The organism is Mesorhizobium sp. WSM3873, assembly GCF_001672445.1.
GTDB lineage: Bacteria > Pseudomonadota > Alphaproteobacteria > Rhizobiales > Rhizobiaceae > Mesorhizobium.
The window spans coordinates 34,749-60,506 of the sequence record NZ_LYTM01000015.1 but is presented as its reverse complement, the minus strand read 5'-3'; the positions used below and the strand labels follow the sequence as shown (position 1 = coordinate 60,506).

The following is a 25,758-nucleotide window of genomic DNA, read 5'->3' as shown; positions in this document are numbered from 1 at the left end:
TCACCTTTGCGAACCGCCGCGGCCCCAGCGCGGCGGCGGGGGCTGCGAGTTGGGATTCTGCGGCGGCTTGTTGCCGCGCCCAAAGACCAGCGAAAGCACCAGTCCAGCCAAGCCGACTCCCATCAGCGTGTAACCGGCCGGCTGCGCGCGTTCGTCGACCGAGCCGGTGCCCGCACGCAAGATCAGGTCGACGGCGCGCATGTCGATCCCGTCCGCATCGCCCGGACCGACAGTGAAGACGTAAGCGCCCGGCGTGACCGTCTCTATCACACCGGCCTCGTCGCGAAAGATCTTGTCGGGCAGCTGCGGGCTCACCTGGCGTGGATTGTCGGTGTGGTTGAAGGAGAGCGTCGAGGCGAGCGCCGTGCGGCCGCCGCTTGCCGCGGTCAGCGTCAGCACCGTGTGCTGCTGCGAGGCGACGCGCTCGGCACGCGCGGTGAGGTCGACCAGCACGCGGACAGGCGCGTCGCGCGCAGCGAGCCGTACGGTCGCCGGCCGGAAGCGGCCGCCCTCGTAGACGCGCCAGGTGCCGATCGCATGGCCGGAGAAATTGCTCATCGCCCAGGGATAGAAGACCCCTATGGCAGCGCCGGCGATGAGCACAAGAACCGAGAGGAAGCGCATTGAAAGCCCTGGTTAGAGTTTCTTGCGGGCGCGATCGCCACTTTTGGCGGCATCGTCCCGGGCAGCGTCGCGAATCCGCTCCATCTCGTCCAGAAACATCTCCAGGCCAAGCTCGAAAGTCTTGTCGAAACCGCTTGTGCCAAAATAAGCCGCGGCCGCCACGACACTGGGATAGTCGCGCTGCAATTCTTCGTCGCTGACCGTGGTGACCGCCGACGGCCCCTTGGCGTAGCCGGCGGTCTCGTCGAGGATCGCCCCCATCAGATAATAACCGGCGGCGCGGAACAGACGGGCGCTGAGCTCAGGTCCGAAGCCGCCATCCTCGAACAGGCCGATGATGGCGTTCAACTTGGCGAGGCAGGGCGGCGAGTTCATGCGATAGACGACGATGAACGGCGCGAAGGCCGGATGCTCCGTCGCCACACGCCGGAACTCCTGCATGCCGATGCGCGCCCGCTCACGCCAAGGAAGGCCCTCATCGGGGATCACGAGCCCGCTCATCTGGCGATCGACCAGCGCCTCGTAGAGATGCGCCTGCGAGGGAAAGTGATGGTAGATGCTCATCGCCTCGCAGCCGAGCCTGGCGGCGAGCTTGCGCATCGAGAAGCCGGAGAGCCCTTCCCGCTCGATTACCTCAAAGGCCGCGTCCTCGATCATTTCGCGGGACAGTTTTCCGCGGGTTCGGATTCTCTTGCTCGGTGAGTCCATGGCGCCGCTTGACAACTTACACTGTAAGGTTCATGTTCCAAATAACCTTACACCGTAAGGCTCACAAAAACCAGAGGAGAACACCATGCCTGTCATTCGCATCATCTCAAGCGCGCACTCCTGCCTTCGTTCAGCCTCGCTGCTCGCCGCTATCGCGTTCACCGCGGCCTTGACCATGCCTGCCGGCGCCGACGACTATGACGACGCCATCAAGGACATCCAGTCGACCATGGGCGGCGTGCCCGGCTTCATGAAGCAGTTCCCGAAAGCCGCTCTGCCCGGCGCGTGGGCAGAGGTCAAGGCCATCGAGCTCAGCGACAATACGGCGCTGCCGCCGAAGGTGAAGTCGCTGATCTCGCTGGCGGTCGCGGCGCAAATCCCCTGCAATTATTGTGTCTGGTCGGACACCGAGAACGCCAAACGCGCCGGCGCCACCGACGAGGAGATCCAGGAGGCAGTCGCCTTGGCCGCCTTGACCCGCCACTGGAGCACCATCTTCAACGGCATGCAGGTCGACTTCGCCCAGTTTAAGAGGGAGATGGGCGGAGAATAAGGAGGGCAATGAGGAGTAGAAATAGGAATGCACGGCGTCCAGTTGTCCAACCTGGGCTACTCCTTGTGCTCCCCTTTTTGATGCACCTCAGAGTGGTGGCGATGCCGGGAGGCCATCTCGGCGTGCCGGACAGCACGGCTGCGGAGCCGTCGTCACCACGGCCGCTTAGCCCCGATCAATTCGGAAAGCGCGTTTCGCAGATAGGGCCTACAGGCTCGCCAGATCTACCTGTTGGCGAACTAAGATATACTTGCGCAATTTTCTAGCCCGAAAGACCGGCCGCAAGAAATGCCAGAGCCCGAGAGACGGCGCCAGACGCATTCCTTGTCCTTCACCTTGAAGCCTTCCGCCTCTAACGCTCGACAAGCTTTGCGTAGGCCCTGGCACGCGGTGTTTTACCGCGGGAAAACCGGCCGGAACCGACCCCTTCTATGACTCAAAGGCGCGCCTGCCTACGCTTACAGTTAACCAACCGCAAAAGACTGAAGTTAATGAATCCCTAAATTAGTTGACTATGCCGCGCACAGGTATATCTTTCTATACGTTGGGTGTGCAATTTGGGCGAGCAGTCCGCGGTGGTGGCAACCATGTTCGTGGATCGCGACTTAGGGGCAAAGGGACGCTGAGCGGCAGCACATAAGCCGTACGGCAACGACCCCGCTTACTCAGACAAAACACATCGTGTTTTTGGCGACTTCGCGCATGCGGAGGGGATCGCCATTTCACCTGGTCGGGCAACGCTGTTGCCCCGGCCCGGAACGACGATGCGTGGGTGTGTGCGAGTATGAGGTCGCCATGGGTAGGGTCATCAAAGTTCTGAAGCTGGACACCAAGCCGGGACGGAGGCGTGCCGATCAAGGACGCGCGCTGGTCGCCGGCGGAGCAGGATTTCTGGGTTCTCATCTGTGCCAAAGGCTGCTTGCCGATGGATATGAAGTCATCGCGCTGGACAATTTCCACACGGGCAAGCGCTACAACCTGTCAGCGATAGCGCGTGACGCGACTTTCACCTGCATCAGGCACGACATCGTCGAGGAACTGCCGACGGACCTTACTGTCGACGAGATTTACAATCTCGCCTGCCCGGCTTCTCCGCCGCATTATCAGGCCGATCCGATCCACACCTTCAAGACCAGCGTGCTCGGCTCGATCAACCTTCTGGAGCTCGCGCGGCGACACAACGCCAAGATCTTCCAGGCGTCGACTTCGGAGGTCTATGGCGATCCGCTGGTGCATCCGCAGCCCGAAGGTTACTTCGGCAATGTCAACACGCACGGTCCGCGCTCCTGCTACGACGAGGGCAAGCGCTCAGCCGAGACGCTGTTCTTCGATTACTCGCGGACATACGGCATCGATGTCCGCGTCGCGCGCATCTTCAACACCTACGGTCCGCGCATGCGGCCCGACGACGGCCGCGTGGTATCGAACTTCATCGTCCAGGCGCTGCGGGGCGACGACATCACCGTCTACGGCAGCGGCGCGCAGACGCGCTCCTTCTGCTTCGTCGACGACCTGATCGAAGGCTTCGTGCGCCTGATGAACGCCGACGTGGCCCCCCAGCACCCGGTCAATCTCGGCAACCCCGTCGAATTCACCGTCATGGAATTGGCCGAGCTGGTCATCGACTATACGAATTCACGCTCGCGCATCGTGCACAGGCCGTTGCCGGTCGACGACCCCAGGCAGCGCAAGCCCGATATCTCGTTTGCCAGGCAGCATCTCGGCTGGGAGCCGAAGGTTGCGCTGAGCGAAGGCCTCGCCCACACCACTGCCTATTTCGACGCCGTCCTGGGCGGCCGCCGGTTCATCGCCCCGCGCGCCGTCCAGGCATCAACGGCCAGGGAGGCAACGGCATGATGACCCGCCGCCCCGTTCTGGTGACGGGTGGCGCCGGCTTCATCGGCAGCCATGCCTGCAAGCTGCTGTCGGCGGCGGGCTACTTGCCGGTGGTCTACGACAATTTGAGCCGCGGCAACGAGAAAGCCGTCGCCTGGGGGCCGCTGGTCGTCGGCGACATCCGCGACCGCGAAGCGTTGCGGCGGGCGATCGAGACTCACAGACCACAAGCGATCATCCATTTCGCCGCCCTTGCCTATGTCGGCGAGTCGGTCAGCGCGCCGGCGGATTACTATGCGACCAATGTCGGCGGCACCATCGCCGTACTGGACGCCGCGCGGGCAAGCGGCATCGACAAGGTGATCTTTTCCTCGAGCTGCGCGACCTATGGCGTGCCGGAAGCATTGCCGGTGAGCGAGGCCTCGCCGCAGAAGCCGATCAGCCCCTATGGCCGCAGCAAGCTGATGGGCGAAGAAATCATCAGGGACTATGCCGCTGCCTATGGAACGAGATACGCGATCCTTCGCTACTTCAACGCCTGCGGCGCCGATCCCGAAGGCGAGCTTGGCGAGTGGCATACTCCCGAAACCCACCTCATTCCGAGGGTGCTGATGGCGGCGTCCGGCATGATCGAGGCGATCGAGGTCTTCGGCGCCGATTACGAGACGGCGGACGGCACATGCGTGCGCGACTACATCCACGTCAGCGACCTCGCGCGCGCGCATCTCATGGCATTGATGCATCTCGAGGCCGGCGGCGACAGCCTGTCCGTCAATCTCGGCACCGGCCGAGGCATCTCGATAAAGGAGATCCTCGAGGCCGTCGGCCGCATCACCGGCCGGACCGTGCCGGTCGCCTATAAACCGCGCCGGCCCGGCGACCCGGCCGGGCTGTTCGCCGATCCCAGCCTCGCACAAGAGCAGTTGGGCTTTGTGGCGGAACTTTCCGATATCGACACCATCGTCAGGACGGCAGCGCCCTTCTTCGGGCTGCGGCCGGCCCTGAAGCCGAAGGCTCTCAAAGCGTCCACCGACGTCTCGCGCGCGAAGCGCGCGCCGCGCGGCATGAACGCCGCGGAAAAACGCCAGCCTGCACGGCTGGCAGTCGTCCCTGTGAGTACTGTGTCGGGGCGTGGGCTCGCTGAGCTGGGTTGAGGGCTTGTCTCAGCGAGCCTCTTAGATTTGATCCGCCGGGACAATTCCGAGCGGAAACTGCTAGAGCAATTCCAGGACGTGCGCAGCGGCTTCCGTCCGGAATTGCGTGAGCAAAGAGATAGAGCGGTTCGGCGTTTCCGTGAAACGGCCAGCCGCTCTAGGCATCTTTCTGGTCGTGCGCCAGCAGCGACTAACTCTTGGGATCGACCAACTTGCGGGCCTTTTCGAAATCGACGCTCCTGGTATCGCCCGCCTGAATTTTCTTGAGCTCGTCGGCCGAATTGTCCGAAGCGTGCCTGAAGCTGTACCACCGGCCATCCGGATCCCTCCGTTGCTGGACGGTCCCGTTCAGGACGCGATGGCTGAAACAGGTGCGGATGGGCTGTGCCGTATAGGCCGTGGACCGCCACACGAGATCCATGCACATCTTGCCATCATTGCTGAGATGCCATGTGCCTTCGGCGAAGGACGTTGAACCAGGCTTGGACGTCCAGGCACGCATGCGCCTGTCCTGGGCGAAATAGGCGGCTCCGTCCTCCCAGTTCCAGGTGCGGTCGGCATAGAACAACTGCAACTCAAATGCCGTCGGCGTGGTGCCTGCTTGTGCCGCTGCCGGGGACCCAGCGCCGGCTGCGTGAGCAACGCCGGACAGCGTCGCTCCACCGCAGAGGAGCAGAAGCATCAGGTCCGCGCGCCGCGCGGAACGACGGCACCTCACGCTCCGCGCTGGTCTGGACGGCAATATTTTTCGAACTGCAGGAATGATGAGCGATAACATTTCGACGACGCCTTTCGATCCGGCGTCACTACCCAGATTGGGTATTCGATCCCAATGCGCAGCTACCGCCCCCACGTGATATTAACTGCCGCTCGAGGAATGGTGTCAACCTTCCCGTCGCAGCGAGCCAGGATCGCCCGCGGACGGTGATTGCGGCCGCGCCAAAGCTTGTGGATGGGCAAGCCGCTGGTTTATAGGATCGGCCGCTTATGATGGAGCAGAAACGTTGAACGGGCCGGCGACCACGGAAGGGCTCGGAATCTTGGCGCCTCGCCAGGCCATTGAAAACCGGCAAGGGAGCCGGCGGCCTGGAGCGGTCCCCTTCCGTGCGCCCGATTTCGAAATCGAAGCAATTACCCGGAATGCGGCGGTCGACGCCATTCGGAGAACTGGTTGAAAAGAGCATTCTCGATAATCGTCACCCTGGCGCTGCTGGCCTGGCTTGCGGCAGACTCGCGCTGGAAGATGGTGGGCGACGCCTTCGCCAGCATCACGCCCGGCGCCTTCGCTGCGGCGACGCTGGCGCTGTTCGTCACTTATGTGCTGCGCGCGCTGCGGGTCTGCGACGAGTTCCGCGACGACGTGAACGGCCGCTTCGGCGCCTGCCTGCGCGTCATCCTCATTCACAACGCCATGATCAACGTGGTGCCGTTCCGCGGCGGCGAGACCGCTTTCCCGCTGCTGTTGCGGCAGGTGTTCGGCATCTCGATCGTGCGCGCCGGCGCTTCGCTCCTGTGGTTCAGGCTGCAGGACGCCTTCGTCGTCGGCGTGCTCGCGTGCCTGGTGTGGCCCGGTCTTCACCCGGCGCTCAGGGCCGCGGGAATAGCAGCGCTGATTGCCTCCGCCTGGTATCTGCCGCGCTGGGCGCGCGCGCCGCATGACTGGGCCGGGCGCGGCAGCATCGTGTCGAAGCTCGGCAAGCTGCGCGATATCTTCACCGAGGCCACGGGGCGCTCCCGCTACGGCTGGTGGTGGACGGTCGCCAACTGGACGCTGAAGCTTGCCGTGCAGGGATGGCTGCTCGCCATGCTGCTCGGCACCTCCTTCCAGACTGCCTTTCCCGGCGCCGTCGGCGCCGAGGCCGCCGCCATCCTGCCGGTGCAGGGCGTCGCCGGCTTCGGTACCTACGAGGCGGGAGCCGCGGCCGCACTGCTTTATTCCGGCATCGCCATGAAGGACGGGCTGCAGGCGGCGCTGGCGCTGCATCTGTTCATCCTCTGCTCGGCCGTTGCCACCGGTGCGATCGCCTGGCTGTTTCCCTCGAAATCGACGCTGCCGGAGACGCCGGCTACGGGACCCGCAAGGAAATGACCGCCATGGACATGCTTCCCATTCCTCAGTCGGGGCTGCCTGCCGGTGCCGTCATGCCCGAGCACCAGCTTTCCATCGTCATCCCGATGTATAACGAGGCCGACAACGTCGAGCCGCTGATCGTGCGTATCCACCAGGCGATGGAGAACTACAGCCAGCCCTGGGAAGTGGTGCTGGTGGACGACGGCAGCACCGACGCCACGCCGAACGAAATTCGCCGCCTGGCGGCCGAATACGGTGCGCATGTGCACGCTGTGGAGCTGGTGCGCAACTTCAAGCAGACGGCGGCCATGCAGGCCGGCCTCGACGCTGCCCGCGGCGATGTCATAGCGACGCTCGACGGCGACCTGCAGAACGATCCGTTCGACATACCGCGCATGGTCTATCGACTGCTGACCGAGGACCTCGACCTCGTCGCCGGCTGGCGCAAGAACCGCCAGGAGGGTTTCTGGATGCGCCGGCTGCCGTCACGCATCGCCAACTCGCTGATCGCGCGCGTCACCGGGGTTCGGCTGAAGGACTATGGCTGCAGCCTCAAGGTGTTCCGCGGCAGCGTCATCCGCAGCGTCAGGCTCTATGGCGAAATGCATCGCTTCATCCCGGCCTGGTTGGCGACGGTGACGACGCCGCGCCGTATCGCCCAGGAGGTGGTGACGCATCACGCCCGCATCCACGGCCAGTCGAAATACGGCATCTCGCGCACCTTCCGCGTGGTGCTCGACCTGGTCTTCATGTTCTTCTTCATGCGCTACCGCACCAGGCCCGGCCATTTCTTCGGCGGGATCGGCATCGTGTTCGGCGTGCTCGGCTCGCTGATCCTTGCCTACCTGTTCAGCTTGAAAGTGTTTTTCGGACAGGACATTGGAACGCGCCCGATGCTGTTCACCGGCTTCTTCCTGGTCATCGCCGGCCTGCAGATGGTAACGTCGGGCGTGCTCGCCGAGATGCTGTCGCGCGTCTATCTCGAGGCGAATGTTTCGCTCGCTTATGTGGCGCGCCCGCAGCCCGCGCCTGGCGAAGGCGATGGCTGGCGTTGGCCGAGCCCGCCCGCGCAAGCCAAGAAAGCCCCGAGACGGAAATGATCCCGCCCCTGCCCTCATCCGAGGTCCGCGCATGACCATCCTTGTGACCGGAGCCGCCGGCTTCATCGGCAGCCATGTCTGCGAGCGCCTGCTCGCCCGCGGCGACGCCGTTGTCGGCGTCGACTGCATGAACGCCTACTACGACCCGGCATTGAAGGCGGCACGGCTCGCCAGGCTTTCCGGCCGGCACGGATTTTCGTTCCGCCAACTCGACATAGCCGAGCCGGGCGCGCTGGCGGCGAATCTCGAGGGAACGCTGCTGAGCGGCATCGTGCATCTCGGCGCCCAGGCGGGCGTGCGCTATTCGCTCGAAAATCCGCGCGCCTATATCCACGCCAACATCGCCGGCCACCTGGAGGTGCTGGAGCTCTGCCGTGCATCGCCCGAGATCAAGCATCTGGTCTATGCCTCGTCGAGCTCGGTCTATGGCGGCAACACCAAGGTGCCGTTCGTGGAAACCGACCGCGTCGACAATCCGGTGTCGATCTACGCGGCGACCAAGAAGGCGGACGAGCTGATCAGCTCGACCTATTCGCATCTCTTTGGGCTGCCGCAGACGGGCCTGCGCTTCTTCACCGTCTATGGCCCCTGGGGACGACCGGACATGGCGGCCTGGATCTTCACCGAGGCGATGCTCTCCGGCAAGCCGATCCGCGTCTTCAATCACGGCGAGATGTGGCGCGATTTCACCTATGTCGACGACGTTGTCGAGGGCGTGATTGCGGTTCTCGACAAGCCGCCGGCGGCCGGCCGCGAGCGCCACCGCATCTACAACATCGGCAACAGCCAGCCGGTGCATCTCGGTCGCTTCATCGAGACGCTGGAAGGGCTGCTCGGCGTGAAGGCCATCCGTGAGGATCTGCCCATGCAGCCCGGCGATGTCGAGAAGACCTTTGCCGACACCAGCCAGCTAGAGCGCGACATCGGCTTCAAGCCGAAAGTGCCGATCGAGGAAGGACTGGCGAAATTCGTCGACTGGTACCGGCGGGAATGGCGGCCGGAGGGCAAGCTGTAAAGCGAAGCGCTGCCGCCGATGCCCTGCCCTACATGCATCCTTCGATAAACGGGCCGCTGACCCATAGCGAGCCGTTGGTATACATGGCGGTTCCGCTGTCGTCGGTGTAGCCATGGGATTGCTCGTCGACGTGCAGCTTGCCGTTGGGCACAAGCTGCCCGTTCACTTTGATGCTCTTGATGAAAAGGTTGCGATCGCCGGGTCGGCCCTCTCCGGCCCACTGGTCGTTGACATAACGAATTTCGATCGTCTTTGGATTGGGCACGCCGCTAAGGTCGATGTGGAACGGTTGCGCCTCGACGGCCGCCTCCGTCAGTTCCGCCACGCGCTGCTCGCCTGTCGACGCCTTGCTCTCCTTGCCCTGGACGGCGATCTCGCCAAGGCGCTTGCCGTCGGCGAAGACGTCGAAACGAGGCTGACCCTGGTAGTCGGTGCCGGCCGCGTCGATCTCCAAGCTTGTGGCTGTGCAGCGCCCCGCGTCTCCGGCCGCGTTGGCGACAAGTGTGGCTATGCGCCGCTTTTGCGATTGCACCCAGCCGGCAATCGGCTGCAGCAGCGCCGTTCGATCGCTCAAGCCTTCGTCGAATAGGTTCGTCTTTTCGCCGGGATCGGCCTTAAGGTCGTATTCCTCGACCTTGCCGGTGGTAGCGTTGAAAATCACCTTTCGATCATTATCGCGATAACCGAGCAAGGAGCCGGCCCACGGATTGAAGAAGAAGGTCCTGTTTGGCCGTTGCTCGCTGAACAAGCTGCGGCCCTGCCACTGCTCGGGCAATGGCAGTCCCAGTATGTCCATGATCGTCGGAGCGATATCGACGATGCCGCCGACCGGATGCGCGACTTCGTCATGGAAAAGGTGCTTGTTGATCATTATCAGCGGAATGTGGACGTTCTCGTCGTAGATCGCGGTGGCATGGACGTAGTCGCCATGTTCTCCGAACGCCTCGCCATGATCGCCAAGGACGACAACCAGCGTCGAATCGAGCTTGCCGGACTGCTTCAGTGAATCGAGGATTTCACCGAACGCTGCGTCGCCGACCTTCAGGGCGTTGAGATAGGCATTGAATTTTTCGTCATCGACGTAGTGCACCGGCCCGATGTCTTTGGCGGAAGGCACCATCTTCGAGAACATCGGGCTGCCGGTGATATACGGATAATGCGTCATCGCCGTGAACATGATGCCGAAGAAGGGCTTCTGCGGATCCTTCTTCATCCAGTCGATGATCGTTTGGGCAGTGCAGAGGTCACTGTTGTAGTCCATGTTCTTCCACTGCTCGGTACTGAGCTTGAAGGTCGGGGTGGCGCATTTCTGCCCCCGATAGTCCTGGATGACGTCCAGTCCCTTGTTGAGCAGGAACTCGTCCACACGCTGGAAACGGGAATCGGCGCTCCAGAAGAACCCGGTGCGAAAATTGTGCTTGGACAGGGCGTTGGAGATCGTCTCCAGCGGCAGGTACGGATATTTGGCGGTCATCCCGTAGAATGAGATGTCGTTGTACATCGAGGTCAGCAGCGAGAAGATCGAGTAGTGCGTGGACGGTGCATGCGCATAGATCTTGTCGAACCGAATGGAATCTCCGGCATAGCTCTTTATGTTCGGCGTGATTGGATACTGGCCGCCAAACGTCTCGATGTATTTCGACGGCACCGACTCCATCATGAAAATCAGCACGTTCTTGATCGGATTTGGCATCGGCACCTTGAAGCTTGAGGTTTCCGCCGGACGCTCCCCGACGCTGGCGACATCGGGATCATTGCCGCCGGCGCTCATCGCAAAAGTCACCGGCGTCGAACTGAACCACGCCGACTGAACGAAATACACTATAGGATTGTCGACCTTGGATGCTGGCAGCGACTGAGCGCGCACATGATAGCCGCTGCCGACCAGGGCCGCGCCAACGCACAGAACCAAAGCGATGAGAAACCTCTTGCGGCCTGCGGAACTCAGCCGCTGGCACAAACTGCCCGCGGCGTAGCCGAGGGCCAGCACCAGAACGATGGACCCGAAAAGGATCGCTGCATCCCTCACGTTGAGGGCGTCGCCCATCGCGCTCTTGGCGTCGGCATTCTGCAGGAAGTCGCCATAGACTAGCCACTGGAAGGTGAAAGGCTCACCCAGCATCTTGACGAGATTGATGTTGGCAAATCCCCAGCCGAGCGACACCAGGACCACGAGATAGAAAAGGGAGGCGACGGCCGCGGATGCGAGCCGGCTTGACTTTGTAAGGAAGAGCAGGATCAGCGTTGCCGCCGTCACCGATGTGATGAGTATCAGGTCGTAATAGCTTGCCGCCAATCCCATGGGAATGGACGCCAGGCCTCCCTGAAATGTCGTTTGCGGATCGACGATTACGGCCCGGTAGATGCCCAGCAGAAGCCATAACCACAGGCTGGTGCAAATGACGCGCAAGGACGTCCGCGTGAAGCGAAGTTCCTGCGTCAATGCAGGTTTCGTCCTCGATCCCGTCTGGCCGCCCTCGGACCGGCTCGCCGAGCCCATACCGCCGCCGATACTCATGAGATTGCCCACCGCCAGTTTGTGCTCCGGCCAGAAACCACGGCCGGCAGCTTTCAAACCCCGTGCGCAAAATCGGTTCGGGGCAGGAAAGAGTCAACAAAATCAAGTGTGCGTTAACGACGTCTCTTCAGAACTGGTTAACCGCAAAGATTGAAAGACGATGGGTTTGCCAAAGCGCCGATCAGCATGGAAGCGGCCAACTTGCGGCAACGAAGAAGGCTGAGACCGTGTTGCGGGCCGGCCCGGCTTCATTCCGACGTCAGCCGAACGCGTACAGATCGTCCGTCGAGACTGCCCTGAAATAGGTTACGAATTCCCAGTAATTCTCGATGCGGTCGACGAAAGGCCGCTGCGGCGGCTTCAGGATCTCGGTCTCGAAGTGGTCCAGTCGCTGGGAACCGCCGAGATAGGCAATGATTGCATTGCCAACCAGTGGATCGCCGATGTCGCTATAGTGGATCGGGAAATACGGCTGTCGGATCTCGAACAGCACTGATCTGATCTTTGCGCGAAACAGATTCAGCTCGCGCAGAAACGCGTTGAAACGTTCTATGTCGAAATGCACCTTCTTTCTGGGGCTGTCGGCTGCGAACCGATCGGTGGCATGGACTGTCCATACTCCGGATGCTTCCGCTTCGAGCAGCGAGACGAAGGACGCGATCGGATTCCTGACAAGCCAGAGCTTCTTGACGCTTTCATCTTCCAACACGGGGAGTATGGCCGCGCGTGTCTGGTCGGGAAATATGTGAAAACCGACGAAGCGAGCCGACGGATCGTCGAAGATGCGCGCGGTGAACTGCTCCGGCTCGGCATCTCGCAAATCGACCCGATCGCGCGGCAGATCGATCTTCTCGTGATAGTCATGGCGCAAGCCGACGAAGCTCGGATTGAAGATTTCGCCGTGCAGGACCATCCCGTCATATTGGTTGAGATGGCGATTGAGCGCTTGAGAACCGGTTCGCGGCGAAGCGATCAGCACGAACTTCTGACAAGACTGCATTCACGCCACACCCGCTGGAGTTTGCCCGAACATACACAAACGACCTCTCGGTTCAAATGTGCGCGGCCGCTTGAAACGGCAGCGGCGGGCGCCCTGAAGCACCCGCCGTCGTCGGTGTCCCAGCACTTGCTGCGGGGTTCAACCGCCGCGCAGGCGCGTTGGGCTGAGGCTCGCAATGGTCGAACGCTGTTCGGCGGGACAAGTCGGCAGGAACCGGCTCGCATCCGCATAGGTCATGGTGGTGACGGAGTTCTTCAGGCCGCCGCGCTTGGCGATCCAGCCTCGAACCCAGCCAGGGTAGTTCTTCATCATGAAGTCGGCCGCGACCTGGTTGCCACGCGCCCCGGCGCCATACGGCAGGTGGAAGCCGAACGATGCGTTGCGCGTGACGCAGACCTTGCTCTTGGGCATCGCCAGGTAAAGCGTGCAGGCCGAATCGCACGCACCGTTGAAGCGCACGAAGCCGCCGCTGCGGCGCATCTTCAGCATGCGGATGGCATAGTCGATTACATAGCCGCCGCGGTCGCCGCTGATCGTCTTGACGTAGCCCTTGCCGAGATTCATGCGCGGACGCAGCAATTGGTCTGCCGAGCTCGTCGAGATCATCGCGCCCGTCAAGGCGAGCGCAGCGAGAAACTTCAATATCGTTTTCATTCGCGCCTCCTGCTATGCCGTGAACGGTTAGCCCGGACGCGTAAAGATTGGTTATGCCGTGTCGATAAACTTGTAACAATCGCTTGATTGCACAGTCTTTTTAGGAGCCGCTTGATTGCATTGGTTTATCAACGGCGCAGAAGGATGATCACTGAAAAGTAAATCCGGCATGGTCAAAGACCAGAGAAGCGTGGAAGCCTTGCCGGTCGATTTGGGTCAGAGGAACGTTCAATGACCGCTGGAAGCAAGCCGAAGCCGGAAGGCGGTCGTCGCCGCATCTGCGTGGTCACGCCTGCGATCCGGCGCGACGCCGATAAAGACGATGCCTCGGCGCCCGGCGAACTTGCCAGGCTCTTCGCCGAAGACGGAGACGACGTCACGCTGCTGTGGGTTGCCGGCCGCGACGTGCCATCCACGGACGAGGTCGCGGCCCGCCGGGCGGAGTTCGGGGCCGCCTCGGTCAAACTGGAGGTTCTCGACCGGTCCGACCAGCTGCTTCCCTCGCTGGCGACGCCCGAAAGCCGCTCCGCTGCGCTGCTGCATTATCTCGAGCGGTGCAGTTACGATCTGGTCTACGCGCCGCTGGAGGGTGGCCTGCCCTACTTCACCCTGCTCGCGGCTGAGACCAATGCCTTCGCCACGCCGCCGATCGTCCTCCTTGCCCGCGCTCCGCAAGAATGGGCGCATGAAGCCGACAAAACATTCATGGGCAGCACCGAGGCGATCGCCACGGCCTACATGGAAAAGTACTGCGCCGAGATGGCCGACAGGACGGTCTGTGCATCCGCCGCCCTGCGCCAATGGATGCTGTCGAGAGGCTGGAAGGTGCGCAAGGCGACGGTGCTGCCGCCACCGCTTCGGGCCGTCCGGACCGAAGCGCCGCGGCCACCCATCGCGAGCAAGGCGCGTGAGCTTGCCGCCCTGGCCGGAGTTCGGTTCCGGGACGGCCTGACGCTGCTCTGCGACGCGCTCGACATCCTCGCGCAATCGGCGCCCGAAGGGCTGACCCTCACCGCGTTCGGCCCATTCGGAAAGATCATGGGCGAGCACAGCGGCGGACTGCTTCTGCGGCGCGCCGAACGTTGGCCGTTCCGGCTCAAGCTGTTGCCGCGCGCGACCCTCGAGGAGAGGCTCGACTACCTCGCACGCAGCGGCGCCTTGGCCGTTGTCCCCAGCCTTGCCGCATCGACCGGCGAGGCCGTTGGCGCATGCACCGCGGCAGGGCTGCCCTTCGTCGCAACCAATGCCGGCGCGAATGCCGAAGCCTGGAAGGCTGAAGCCGCCCAGCCGCCGCTGGTCGAGCCCGACGCGGCGCAATTGGCGGCCGCCATGCTGGCGGCGCTCGAGAAACCGACCCGGCCACGGCGGATCGATATGACGGGGCCCTGCCGCAAGGCATGGCTGGATACGCGCCATCTGCCCGCTGCCCGGAAGCGCATTCGCAAACAGGCCCAACCGGCGCCCCTGGTTTCGGTGGTTATGGCGCATCGCAACCGGCCGCTCTATCTCAAACAAGCCATCGAAGCGGTCGAGGCGCAAACCTACGGCAATCTTGAACTGGTGCTGGTCGACGACGGAAGCGATCTGGAAGAAGCCAGGCAATTGCTGGATACTTTGGAACCAGGCTTCCGTAAGCGCGGATGGAGGATCCTGCGCCGGCCGCACAAGCATCTTGGCGCCGCCCGCAATGCCGGCGTGCGCGCCGCGCGCGGCGAACTGATCCTGTTCGTGGACGACGACAATGCGCTTTTTCCGGAAGCCGTCGAGCTTTTCGTCCGTGGCATGGCGGCATCGGGCGCGGACATCTGCACGGCCTTCCAATTGCTCTTCTATGAGGATTTCGTGCCCGAGGACCGGGCCGACGGCCTGATCCAGTATCTGCCGCTTGGCGGCCCCGACGCGCTGGGCCTGATCCACAACGTCTATGGCGACGCCAATGCGATGGTGCGCCGGTCTGTTTTCTCGCAGATCGGATTTTGGCTTGAGGATCCCGGCTATGCCATGCACGACTGGGAGTTCTTCGCGCGGGCCTCACTCGCCGAGCTCAAGCTCAGGCCCATTCCAAAGCCGCTCTACTGGTACCGGTCGAAGCCGGACGGCATGTTCCGCACGTCGAATTGGTACGACAACCGCTTGCCTGTCCTGGAGGCGTTGCGGACGCTGCGATCCGATGACACCCGGCTGCTCCACCAAATGGCCATCGCGCAGAACACGGCGCGTTCCGAAGTCGACAGCGCGCGCGAGAACCTGAAATATACGCCTGCCGATCGCAAATATCTGGCTCTCAGCGACCTCGAGCCGAACGGCGAGGCAGCGATCGAGACGCTCGCCGGCATCGCCGCTTCGGTCGGCCGCCACGATACTGCCACCGCCTTGCTTGGAGACGGTCTCGCCAGGCCGCAGCCAGACGCATCAGGCAGAGCCGTGGCGGCCCGCGCTTCAGGCGCGCTCGCTTACGACGCGCTGAGGAGCGCAAGGCTGCTTACGCCGCGCACTGCCGCGCTGCCGTTGCTGCTGGTCGCGCCCGACGGCGGCGTGTTCCTGCGCCCGCATGCGGAGGGTGCGGTCGCCGCATCGATCGATCACCAATTCCCGCCCTTCTTTCGCAGAATAGAGGCCGCCATCGAACTCGCCCATGCCGAGGCTCCGGCAATCGCGTTCGGCCTGGCGCTCGCCCGCCCGGACCGGCCTATAGACTGGCAGCAGGATGTCGGCGCGCAGACAATCGGCTTTTCCGGCTGGATGACGGTCCGCGACAGATTCGTGCGCCACGCCCTGGCGGCGACGGTCAATGTCAGGCGCAAGATGCCGCTTTCGATCGTGCTCGCGGTGCGCTTCGCGGAAGGACCGAACGGTGCTCCGAGCAACGCCTTCTTTCGGACGCTGACGGTGTTCAGCGACTAAAGCAGGACGTTCGAAATCTGAACTCGACATGCTGCCCGTTCGCCTGTTTTTCGGCGGCGCATTTCTGCGGCCACGACGCGATTCAGCCCCGTCGGCGAGAAATAGCCTTCACAGGCCCAAGCAGCCGCTCAAAGTTAACCATCTCTCAAGCCGATTTCTTCCGCTATGGTTGACAAATTGCTAACAAATCAATAGTATCAACAGCCTATGGGGTGTGTAGTGGCAAGGGTGGGCGTAATGCGTAAGATACAGTCGCTACTTCTGGGCGGACTCAGTCTGCTCGGGTTGAGCGTCGCGTTTTCGAATGCGGCGCAAGCGCAAATCGAAGTTGCTCCAATCCAGGAAGCCGAGCTCGCCTGCGAGCAGGCCCTCAAGATCGGCACCATCGAGGCGCTAGAGGACTACCTGCATCGTTATCCGAATGCGCCAACGGCCTGCAAAGCGCTTGCTTTGAACAGCTTGTCGCAGTTTGCCGGGGGCGGTGGGAACGGCAATGGCGGGGATGGCGGCGGCCGCTACGGCGGATAATTGCCGGCCGCATTTTCGCCAATAGATCGTCAGATCAGCTGGCCGCGGTTTCGTGTAACCGCGGCCAGCCCGTCGCGACGAATTCGGCGTAGCGATCCGAGGTTTTCATCCAGCCGAGTTCCACGAGCTGGGCAGTGTCGCCGCGATAGCGCACGGACCGGTCGTTGCGAAGCGAGAGTTTCGGATTGCGCTCCAAGGCCTCCATATAGGCGGCGCGCTCTTCGAGCGTCTTTTCCTTCAGTTGCGCATTCTCGCCTAGAGAGGATGCCGATTTCTGCTGGAAGCCCCAAACAAATTTGAAGTGCAGCAGCGCGACGCGGAGTTCGCTGAACCGCACCTTGCTGATGGTGTGCTGCGCCGCGTGATAATGTGTGTCCCTGCTCCACCGCACGATCGGCACCTTGGTCAGGCACGGTGGAAAGGTCTGCTTGAAGCGGCCGCGCCAGAAAACGCGCTCGCGCACCCCGCCGAACATTTGCTCGGGAGGATAAAGTCCATCCCGCGCGCGCAGCCATCCCGGCTCCGGATCGAAATAGGAGGATGCGTCCACCAGAGGGATGCTGCCGTCGTAGCTGCACTCCGCCAACGGTCCGTCCGCGTACATGTCGATCATGGATCCGATCACAGCTTCGGCGCCGGTCGACTCGAGAAAATTGAAAAGCCGGCGCAGGCTCACGCGCTCGAGATCGGGATAGACAAGAAGCTCGTCGGCATCGACGGACAGACACCAGTGGCCGGAACCGAACACGCGCATCAATGTGTTGATCCATCGCGGCGGGGTGATGTTCTCGGCGAAATGCGACCCCTCCGTGTGGAAACAATGGCTGTCCGGCTGCTCCAGGACTAGTTCTCGCGTCCCGTCCGTCGAGCCGTTGTCCAGGAAGAAGAACCGGTCGACTCCGAGCCTTCGATAATGTTCGAGAAGATGCGGCAGCAACGTCCTCTCGTTGCGCAGTGCAACGAAGCACAGAATCTCGTCCTTGCGCACGTCAAGCGGCCTATGGTCCAGCCGCTCAAGGTGTTTTGGAGGTCGATGGGCAAGCATGCGAACGCCAATCAATACGGTTTGCGCGAGGAGCCTGGACAGGCTTGCGATGATTATCCCGGTCAGACGATTATCAAAGTGTTATCCACCTGTTGGCAAGACTGCTGCCGCTGAGGATCGAGGGGGACCGATTGAAGGTTGGTTCGAAGACGGGCGCAATCTCTACGCCTAAGCGGCAGTCAAACCACAAACCCCGCAGGGTGTGTGTCGTTTCCGAAGTCGAGTTCGGCTCTACGGTAACCGCTGATCCAGGGTCGGCGACGTATGCGCTGGCGCAGCACCTGGCGAAAATCGGCGACACGGTCACGCTGCTATGGGTGCCGAGCCCGCTCGGCAGCCAGCCCGACGAGCAGGAAATCGACAGGCTCGCCAAATGGAGCTTCGATAATTTCCTGGTGCGCCTCGAGCTGCTGCCGCGGTCACCCGAATTGCTGCGTGGCCTGGAGTCCAGCGACAAGAATTCCGTAGCCGTCTACCACTACCTCAAACAGAACCCCTTCGATGTCGTCTATTTCGCGCTTGAAGGCGGGCTGGCGCATTTCCCCACCGTCGCCAAGCGCACGGGTGTCTTTGCCGACCCTCCCATCCTCGTGGTGCTCGCGCATGGGCCGCTCATGTGGGATCTGGAGGCTAACGCCAGGGCGATCGAACGCAAGGAGCAGATGACCGTCGCCCATATGGAGAGGACCTCCGCCGAAGCCTGCGACCATCTCGTCGTCACAGGCCAGTCCCTGCTCGACTGGATGACCAAGGCGGGGTGGAGACTGCCGGCCAGCCAGCACATCGCGACGCCGTTGCAGCCGGAGGAGTGGCGTTCGAACTTCGCCGTCGATCACTACCGGCCCCGGGAAAAACCGGCCGCCGAGGTGGTTCATTTCTCGGGCACCAAGACGCGAAGCGGACTGACGCTGTTTTGCGACGCACTGGATCGCCTGGCCGAGAATGGCGTGACGGACCTGGCCGTGACGATCGTCGGCGCATTTGGTCATGTGCTCGGCGAGCATTCGGGCGGCATGATCCTGCGGCGCGCCCGGCATTGGCCCTTCAAGCTGAAACTGCTGCCCATCCGGGACGAGCCCGAGATCTTTCGTTACCTGCGGCAAAGCCATGCGCTGGTGGCAATCACGCACTCGGCCGCGCAGCTCCCGCTGGATGTGGTGACGTGCCTTGACGAGAAGATCCCGTTCGTCACGACGGACGTCGGCAGCATACGCGGGCTGCTTCAGCCGGAGTCCGCCGAGGCGGTCATGGTGGAGGCATCCCCCTCCGCGATCGCGGCCAAGATCCAATCTGTGCTCGAGAGCCGCTCGTTCGGTCCGGCAAAACCGTTGCTTGACCGGGAAGCGCGCGAGAAGGCCTGGAGCAAACTGCACGTCAAATTGTGCCGGCATCCGGCCAGAACCGACGGCCCAAGCCGGAACCGCAGCCGACCGCCGCTGGTATCCATCATCACGGCGCACTACAATCGGGCGCGGCTGTTGCCGCAGGCGATTGCCTCGGTCCGGCGCCAGGACTACCCTAATATCGAACTGATCGTCGTCGATGACGGCAGCACGGATCCGGATGCAATTCGGCTGCTCAATGACATCGAGCCCGAGTTCGAGCAGCGCGGCTGGCGGATCATCCGGCAGAAGAACGGCTTCCTCGGCAAAGCGCGCAACACCGGTATTCGCGCCGCCAAGGGGTCCTTTATCCTGTTCCTGGACGACGACAACGCTCTCTTCCCCAACGCGGTCAGCACGTTCGTGGCCGGCATCCAAAAGTCCGGCGCCGATATCTGCACGACTTTCGCCAAATGGCTCAACGAGCCCTTCGTGCCGCCGGACACCAAGAGCGGCTATATGCTCTACTTTCCGGTCGGCGGTCCGCCGGACATTGCGCTGATTACCAATCCGTATGGCGACGCCAATGCGATGTTCCGGCGCGAGGTGTTCGACAAGGTTGGCTACCTCAACGAGGAGCGCGGCTTTTCGGCGAGCGATTGGGAATTCTTCCTGCGCGCCGATCTCGCGGGTCTGGAAATCGTCACCGTGCCGGAGCCGCTGTACTGGTACCGGTCTTCGCCGGCCGGCATGAACCGCAATGCCGAGTGGCTGAGGAATCGCCGGCCGATCATCGATGTGTTTCGAAAGCACAAGTTCGCGCACACCGACATGTTCGTGCAGCTCGGCATCAGCTCGAACACTGCCGATCATGAGAAGGACCTCAACCTCTGGAACCTTGAACTGCGCGTCAAGGACGAACGGTATCTGCGGCTGAGCGCAGCCTCCCCCAACTCCGCGGACGCAGTGCAGTTGCTGGCCGAGATTGCGGCGCGAGAAGGCAGGGCCGATACGGCCATTTCGCTGCTCGCTCACGCCGGACGGTCCGACTTCACGCTGGGCGTCGTCGAACTGCTCAACGCCGCCGCTGAAGAAACAGTGCCGGAACTCCATTCCTCGTTCTACAGCGAGCGCTACCTCCCGGTCGAAGCCCTGCGCCGCGCCTATGTTGGCTCGCATCCGGCTGCCGATGCGGATCTCTTGAGCTATGTCGAGCAGTCGCCGGACCAGCTGTTTGTCCAAGCCACCGCCGGCACCGTCTCAATGGCGCTGCTGAAGGGCGTCTGTCCGGCGGGGACGATCAGCGCCAGCTGCTGGGTCTATCTCGATGAGGCACTGACCGCACCGGCGCAGTTCCAGATCGCGATCGTGGACGCGGAAAACCAGACCTTTGACCAGCTCGCCCGGCTCCTCGAGGATGGCGACGGGAACGGTTGGGCCGATGTCAGCCGCCCGCACGAACCACGCGAGATCGCAACGGGCGTCCACTCGCCTGCTCCCGGCAGACGCGACCTGCTGCTCGCCGTCAGATGCGGTGGCAATCGGCCGGACGCTCGGGTGCTCGGGGGCTTTTCAAGCATTCAGGTCCGAAATGTGGTTTCGACCGGTGGTAAGCACCCGCGTCTCAACGCGCCGCAAGAACGTCAACGCATGCGGCGGCTGACCGGCGAGGAGCTGAAGCGCGCAGCGCTTGTAACGAACTATCCGTCCGAGTTGCCGGCATTGCTGGTCGCCGGGGACAATGGCGGTATCTTTTTGCGGCCGAGCATCCATGGCCCGGTTGTCGCCGCCCTCAATTCGACTTTCCCGACCTTTGCCCGCAGTGTCATCGCCACGGTGGAGATCGCCCACGAGGATGCCTCGCCGTTCGAATTCGCCATGGCGCTGGGCCGGCCGGAAGAAAAACTGGTCTGGAAAAACGACACGCCGGTCGGCGCGCTGGCATTCTCCGGATGGACGCGGATTTCGAAACCTTTCGAGTTGCACGATTTGAAGGTTTCCGTCCGGGAGATCGACCGCAAATGGCTGACCATCTATCTGGCCATCAAACTGCCGCGCGGTTCGAAGCCGATGCCGTCCAACGCCTTCTGGCGCAAATTGCTGCTCGTCTGGGACTGAAGGCGGGAGCCCGCCAATCGCGCGAACGTGACCTTTCATGGGTGCGAATCAGAGGTGCGAAGTGCGATAAGAACAGATCGGGTCAGTGTGGAAAGGCGCCAAAGAAATGAAAAGTATTGTCGGCCTTGTCCTGGGCCTTTTCATCATTCCCGTCAGCACCGCATTTTTCACAGCCGCCGCCAAGGAGCGCGACGTCGGGCCGAAGTGCACCCAGTGGAACTCGTACCGCGTCCTGTTCAAAAAGGGCGACGGCAAGATTTCCGACGAAACCGCGAAAGGGCTGGCGGCATTCGTCAAGGACGCCGGTCGCGATTGCGGCTACCGGGTCTACGCGACGGCCAGCAAGGAAGGCGCGTACGACAAGGCGGACGGCATTGCCGGCCAAAGGCTGAACGCCACACGCGCGTTTTTGAAAGCGCAGGGCGTCAAGCCCGAAATGGTGCTGGCGCTTTCTCATTGGGTCGACGATAGCGCCAGCGATAAGGACCAGGCGCGGAGCGCTATCCTGTATACCTTGCCGAAGCAAGGGATCTCCTGCCGGCAGTATGAAAAGCGAAGCCCTGCCCAGGTCGCCCTCTTCTTCGACAGCAAATCGTCGGTGATTTCACCCCCGGTCAAACGCGACCTCGAGAAGTTCGCCAACAGCATCAAGGATACGCGTTGCAACGTGGAACTGACGGCATTGGCCGCCAAGGAGATCACGGGCGCCAATGCGGCAAAGACGAACAAGGACCTGGCCAAGCAACGGATCAAGGCGATCATGGACATCATGACCGCGATTGGCATCGACAGCGACCGCCTCATCGATACGAATGTTGAGTATGTCGGCGACAAGAAGCCGAATACCGCCAAAAATCGCATGGCCACCGCATCGCTGATGTAGCGCGCCTGCCGCCGGCGAATGTTACGACTTTGAAACGCCACCCGTGCTCGGTGGGGAAATGTCCGTCGAGCAAATCAGGAAGACTTCTTCAGGGTCAAAGTGCATATCGCCGGCCAAATCCACCGACAGGTGAAGGACCTTCCGCCCGGCACGAAAATCAACAAGGCGACGATAAGCGACCGCTGATCACCCTCACGCCTTTCGCTCCCAGCGACGGTCGGGCGTCTGCTGCCAGTAGGTCACCGCGTGGCCGGCTTCCTTCATCGTCTTCCAGTGGCTGCGCGCGCCTTCGAGCTGCGCCGCGTCGTGGCCGTCGAACAGGAAGACGGCGCGCTCGTAGCCCGAAAGCTCGGGCGGGTGCGCACCATCGACCAGGAAGCGTATCTGGGCAGCGTTGGGGTTGCCCTCCCCCGTGGTGAGCAGGATCGGCTGCTCGGCCGGATAGGCTTCGCGGTCGGTGGCGTGCGCGAGGAAGGAGTCGTCGCGAAACGTCCACAAATGCTGGTCGAGCGCGTCCCGCCGTTCCTCCGTGCCGGTCTGCACGACGGCGCGCCAGCCGCGCTCGACGCTGCGCTCCAGCAGGCCCGGCAGGGCTTCCTCAAGCGTCGATTCGGTCAGGTGGTAGAACAGGATGTCGGCCACGACAGCCTTATCCTTCGTAATGGTCGCGCACCAGCCTGTCGAGCAGCCGTACGCCAAAGCCGGAGCCCCAGGATTGGTTGATCTCGCTCGCCGGCGCGCCCATCGCGGTGCCGGCGATGTCGAGATGCGCCCAGGGCGTGTCCTTGACGAAACGCTGCAGGAACTGCGCGGCGATGATGGCGCCGCCATAGCGGCCGCCGATGTTCTTCATGTCGGCGTTCTTGGACTCGATCAGCTTGTCGTATTCGGCGCCAAGCGGCATGCGCCACAGCCGCTCCTGCGTCGCTTGGCCGGCGCCGAAAAGCCTGCCGGCCAGCTCGTCATTGTTGGAAAACAGGCCGGCATAGTGCTGGCCAAGCGCGACCATGATGGCGCCGGTCAGCGTCGCCAGATTGACCATGAATTTCGGCTTGAAGCGATCGTTTGTGTACCAGAGCGCATCGGCGAGCACCAAGCGGCCTTCTGCATCGGTGTTCAAGACCTCGATCGTCTGGCCCGACATCGAGGTGACGATGTCGCCCGGGCGTTGCGCATGGCCGTCGACAGCGTTCTCGACCAGGCCGATGACGCCGACGATATTGGCCTTGGCCTTGCGGGCGGCCAACGCACGGATCAGCCCGGTGACCGCGGCGGCTCCGCCCATGTCGCCCTTCATGTCCTCCATGCCGGAGGCCGGCTTCATTGAATTGCCGCCCGTGTCGAAGGTGACGCCCTTGCCGATGAAGGCGATCGGCGCGTCCTTGGCCTTGCCGCCCTTCCATTGCATGACGGCCATGCGGGCGCCACGCGGCGAGCCCTGCGCGACGCCAAGCAGCGAGCCCATGCCGAGCCTTTTCATCTCCTTTTCGGTGAGGATCTCGACCTCGACGCCGAGCCCTTCCAGTTCCTTCGCGCGAGCGGCGAACTCGACCGGACCGAGCGTATTGGCCGGCTCGTTGACGAGATCGCGCGCAAGCAGCACGCCTTCGATAACCGCCTCTTCCGCGGCGAAGGCCTTCTTGGCGGCGGAAGGGTCGGCGCAGTGGATGGTTATCTTGGCCGACTTTGCGGTTTCGGCCTTTTTGCTCTCCGCCCCCTTCGCGTCGGATTGGCCGTCTTCCTTGTCCTTCCTGGTCTTGTATTTGTCGAAGCCGTAGCTGCGCAGGAGGATGCCGGCGGCAAGGTGCGCCGCCTGCCTGCCGTCCGGCTGGAGGTCCGGAAGATCGAGGATGACAGCGACTTCCACAGCCTTGCGCAGCGCGGCGGCAACCGCGCCGCCGAGCTTCAGCCAGGCGTAGTCGTCGAGGCTTGCGACCTTGCCGGCGCCGGCGGCCACCAGCCGGTCGACAGAGGTTCCCTCCGGTGCCAGCACTTCCACCGAGCTCGCGAACTTGCCGGAGAAATCGGCGACCGGAAACGCGCGCGCCAATGCGCCAGCCGGGTCGCAGGCCTTCGCGGCATCGCCAAGGCCGCCGCCGTCGGCCGCAAGCACGAAGACGCTGCCTTTTTTGGGCGCGGCGAATTTGGCGAAGGCAATCGAAGGTCTCGAAGTCATCAGATCCTGCTTCCGGGGTGAGGCGCCGCGAACCGGCTTTCAAGCGTGCGCGACATTTGGTCGTTTTCGGCCATTTGGCAAGACTTTGGCCGAAATCGCTGTCTATATCGGCGCCGAAACCAACCAAGGATTCGTCGCGGCGGAACGCAAGCTTTATGCCGCAACCTGTTGTTAACCATCAATGTTTCGCATTTCTTATTCATTGACGCGGAGACTCCGCCGCGCCGGGCGCGTGGCGTGGAGAGGACAAACCAGATGAGCCGCCTATGGACCCGGTTGTGCAGGCGTCGGCGGATGACTACCTTGTCGGCGGGCATGATGCCGTTCGGCACAATCGAGAAAAGCCTTCATGAAGGTCGTTGAACGTTACATCATGCGTCGCGCTACCGCGATGTTCCTGGCGGCGCTGGCGTGGACACTGGCGATCGTTTGGACGACGCAGGTGCTCGCCAAGATCGACTTGGTCACCGACAGCGGCCAGTCGGCGTTGACCTTCTTCGAAGTCGCGGCCCTGATCATCCCCTCGATCGTGCCGATCGTGGTGCCGTTCGCGCTGGTGGTCGCGGTGGCGCAGACGCTGAGCGCCATGAACACGGATTCGGAGCTGGCGGTGATCAACGCCGCGGGCGCCTCGCGTTGGGCGATCGCGCGGCCGATCCTTCTGCTGGCGCTGGCGGCCAGCGTCTTTTCCTTTGCCGTCGATAACGGCGTCGATCCCTATGCCAGGCAGAAGAACCGGCAGCTGGTGGCGGCCTCGCGCGCCGACCTTCTGTCACTGATCATCCAGGAAGGCACCTTCCGTAAGATCGACGACGGCCTGGTCCTGCAGATCGGAGAACGGCTGCCCGACAACAAGCTCGGCGGCATCTTCGTCGCCGATTCGCGCGAGGAAGGCGCCAACCTCACCTATTACGCAAAGACCGGCAGCATCGTCGAAAAAGGCGACGAGAAGGTGCTGATGATGAATGACGGCGTCATCAACCGCAAATCGGTGACCGGCGACCTTTCGGTCATCCGTTTCACCTCCTACGCCTTCGACCTGTCGGCCTTCATGTCGGCGGCGAACGAGATCACGCTGCTGCCCAAGGACCGGACGACGCCATACCTGCTCGACCCGGATCCCAACGACAAGATGTACCAGCGCAATCCGGGCAGCTATACGGCCGAGGTCAACCAGCGCTTCTCCGAATGGTCTTATTCGCTGGTCTTCGCGCTGATCGCGCTTGCGGTCGCAGGCGACGCGCGCTCGCACCGCGAGGCGCGCATCCATCCGCTGATCACCGCAATCGCAATCGCCCTTTTCGTCCGCTGGCTTGGCTTCTTCGCCGCCGGCAAGGCCGACAAGGTCTGGTACTACGCTTATATGGTCTACGCCGTTCCGATCGTGGCGTCGGCGGTCTCCGCCTGGTTCATCGTCTCGTCGCGGAGCATGGAACTGCCCGCCGCCTGGGCCGACTGGATGACGAATCTCGCCGGCCGCGTCAGCGAGGGCTGGACGGCGCTCAAGCTGTGGCTCGCCCGGCGCGGCACCTCCGGCCAGGGAGCCTGA

The 25,758-nt window shown here is 62.7% G+C and carries 20 protein-coding genes; 11 read left to right on the top strand and 9 right to left on the bottom strand.

The window, feature by feature from the left end; genetic code table 11:
* Both A9K71_RS13070 and A9K71_RS13065 read right to left on the bottom strand, forming a co-directional pair.
* A complete protein-coding gene (locus A9K71_RS13070) occupies window positions 1-624 on the bottom strand; it encodes a hypothetical protein (RefSeq protein ID WP_066995755.1) in 624 nt (207 codons plus the stop codon).
* A gap of 12 nt (window positions 625-636) precedes the next feature.
* On the bottom strand, window positions 637-1,281 hold the full coding sequence (locus tag A9K71_RS13065) for a TetR/AcrR family transcriptional regulator (protein WP_245299613.1): 645 nt from the start codon (window positions 1,279-1,281) through the stop codon (window positions 637-639).
* A 136-nt stretch (window positions 1,282-1,417) separates the two neighbouring features.
* Here A9K71_RS13065 and A9K71_RS13060 point away from each other — a divergent pair, with 136 nt between their 5' ends.
* The 3 genes from A9K71_RS13060 to galE all read left to right on the top strand — a co-directional run bounded on the left by A9K71_RS13060 (window position 1,418) and on the right by galE (window position 4,875).
* Window positions 1,418-1,885, top strand: coding sequence for a carboxymuconolactone decarboxylase family protein (locus tag A9K71_RS13060; RefSeq protein ID WP_066995752.1), 468 nt, complete (start codon window positions 1,418-1,420; stop codon window positions 1,883-1,885).
* A 795-nt stretch (window positions 1,886-2,680) separates the two neighbouring features.
* A complete protein-coding gene (locus tag A9K71_RS13055; RefSeq protein ID WP_066995749.1) occupies window positions 2,681-3,742 on the top strand; it encodes a UDP-glucuronic acid decarboxylase family protein in 1,062 nt (353 codons plus the stop codon).
* A complete protein-coding gene (gene galE, locus A9K71_RS13050) occupies window positions 3,742-4,875 on the top strand; it encodes a UDP-glucose 4-epimerase GalE (protein ID WP_082980501.1) in 1,134 nt (377 codons plus the stop codon). Before A9K71_RS13055 ends, galE begins: the two co-directional genes overlap by 1 nt.
* A 190-nt stretch (window positions 4,876-5,065) precedes the next feature.
* Here the strand turns inward: galE and A9K71_RS13045 are convergent, their stop codons facing one another.
* Window positions 5,066-5,653 carry a DUF995 domain-containing protein gene (locus A9K71_RS13045; RefSeq protein ID WP_082980497.1) on the bottom strand — a complete coding sequence of 196 codons (588 nt, stop codon included), beginning with the start codon at window positions 5,651-5,653 and terminating at the stop codon, window positions 5,066-5,068.
* Between the two features lie 393 nt (window positions 5,654-6,046).
* Between A9K71_RS13045 and A9K71_RS13040 the strand changes: the two genes are divergently transcribed.
* From A9K71_RS13040 to A9K71_RS13030, 3 genes are read left to right on the top strand one after another with little or no spacing between them, the layout of a single operon-like run.
* Window positions 6,047-6,964: a lysylphosphatidylglycerol synthase domain-containing protein gene (locus A9K71_RS13040; RefSeq protein ID WP_066995745.1), complete on the top strand. Its 918-nt coding sequence runs from the start codon at window positions 6,047-6,049 to the stop codon at window positions 6,962-6,964.
* Window positions 6,965-6,969: 5 nt separating this feature from the next.
* Window positions 6,970-8,046: a glycosyltransferase family 2 protein gene (locus tag A9K71_RS13035; protein WP_066995901.1), complete on the top strand. Its 1,077-nt coding sequence runs from the start codon at window positions 6,970-6,972 to the stop codon at window positions 8,044-8,046.
* A gap of 31 nt (window positions 8,047-8,077) precedes the next feature.
* Window positions 8,078-9,061, top strand: coding sequence for an NAD-dependent epimerase/dehydratase family protein (locus A9K71_RS13030; protein WP_066995743.1), 984 nt, complete (start codon window positions 8,078-8,080; stop codon window positions 9,059-9,061).
* A 28-nt stretch (window positions 9,062-9,089) separates the two neighbouring features.
* Here the strand turns inward: A9K71_RS13030 and A9K71_RS13025 are convergent, their stop codons facing one another.
* The 3 genes from A9K71_RS13025 to A9K71_RS13015 form a co-directional block, all read right to left on the bottom strand.
* Window positions 9,090-11,504, bottom strand: coding sequence for a sulfatase-like hydrolase/transferase (locus tag A9K71_RS13025; RefSeq protein WP_197504227.1), 2,415 nt, complete (start codon window positions 11,502-11,504; stop codon window positions 9,090-9,092).
* Window positions 11,505-11,838: 334 nt separating this feature from the next.
* Window positions 11,839-12,579 carry a sulfotransferase domain-containing protein gene (locus tag A9K71_RS13020; RefSeq protein WP_066995737.1) on the bottom strand — a complete coding sequence of 247 codons (741 nt, stop codon included), beginning with the start codon at window positions 12,577-12,579 and terminating at the stop codon, window positions 11,839-11,841.
* A gap of 138 nt (window positions 12,580-12,717) precedes the next feature.
* Window positions 12,718-13,233, bottom strand: a complete 516-nt coding sequence (locus A9K71_RS13015) for a hypothetical protein (protein ID WP_245299612.1) — start codon at window positions 13,231-13,233, stop codon at window positions 12,718-12,720.
* 231 nt (window positions 13,234-13,464) lie between these two features.
* On the opposite strand from A9K71_RS13015, the gene A9K71_RS13010 reads away from it, so the two are divergent.
* Both A9K71_RS13010 and A9K71_RS13005 read left to right on the top strand, forming a co-directional pair.
* Window positions 13,465-16,137 (top strand): glycosyltransferase, encoded by a 2,673-nt coding sequence (locus A9K71_RS13010; protein ID WP_066995734.1) that lies wholly within the window; start codon window positions 13,465-13,467, stop codon window positions 16,135-16,137.
* A gap of 237 nt (window positions 16,138-16,374) precedes the next feature.
* Window positions 16,375-16,665: a hypothetical protein gene (locus tag A9K71_RS13005; protein ID WP_156752657.1), complete on the top strand. Its 291-nt coding sequence runs from the start codon at window positions 16,375-16,377 to the stop codon at window positions 16,663-16,665.
* Between the two features lie 34 nt (window positions 16,666-16,699).
* Here A9K71_RS13005 and A9K71_RS13000 read toward each other — a convergent pair whose 3' ends face one another.
* Entirely contained in the window at window positions 16,700-17,653 is a 954-nt protein-coding gene (locus A9K71_RS13000) for a glycosyltransferase family 2 protein (RefSeq protein ID WP_066995731.1), read from the bottom strand.
* Between the two features lie 257 nt (window positions 17,654-17,910).
* Here A9K71_RS13000 and A9K71_RS12995 point away from each other — a divergent pair, with 257 nt between their 5' ends.
* Entirely contained in the window at window positions 17,911-21,150 is a 3,240-nt protein-coding gene (locus tag A9K71_RS12995; RefSeq protein WP_066995729.1) for a DUF6212 domain-containing protein, read from the top strand.
* Window positions 21,151-21,235: 85 nt separating this feature from the next.
* On the top strand, window positions 21,236-22,033 hold the full coding sequence (locus A9K71_RS12990; RefSeq protein WP_156752656.1) for an OmpA family protein: 798 nt from the start codon (window positions 21,236-21,238) through the stop codon (window positions 22,031-22,033).
* A 192-nt stretch (window positions 22,034-22,225) separates the two neighbouring features.
* Here A9K71_RS12990 and A9K71_RS12985 read toward each other — a convergent pair whose 3' ends face one another.
* Both A9K71_RS12985 and A9K71_RS12980 read right to left on the bottom strand, forming a co-directional pair.
* Window positions 22,226-22,675, bottom strand: a complete 450-nt coding sequence (locus tag A9K71_RS12985) for a DNA polymerase III subunit chi (RefSeq protein WP_066995722.1) — start codon at window positions 22,673-22,675, stop codon at window positions 22,226-22,228.
* A 7-nt stretch (window positions 22,676-22,682) separates the two neighbouring features.
* Window positions 22,683-24,209 carry a leucyl aminopeptidase gene (locus A9K71_RS12980; protein ID WP_066995720.1) on the bottom strand — a complete coding sequence of 509 codons (1,527 nt, stop codon included), beginning with the start codon at window positions 24,207-24,209 and terminating at the stop codon, window positions 22,683-22,685.
* Window positions 24,210-24,558: 349 nt separating this feature from the next.
* Between A9K71_RS12980 and lptF the strand changes: the two genes are divergently transcribed.
* The gene (gene lptF / locus A9K71_RS12975) at window positions 24,559-25,758 is read left to right on the top strand and encodes an LPS export ABC transporter permease LptF (protein ID WP_066995718.1); all 1,200 of its coding nucleotides are present in this window, start codon (window positions 24,559-24,561) and stop codon (window positions 25,756-25,758) included.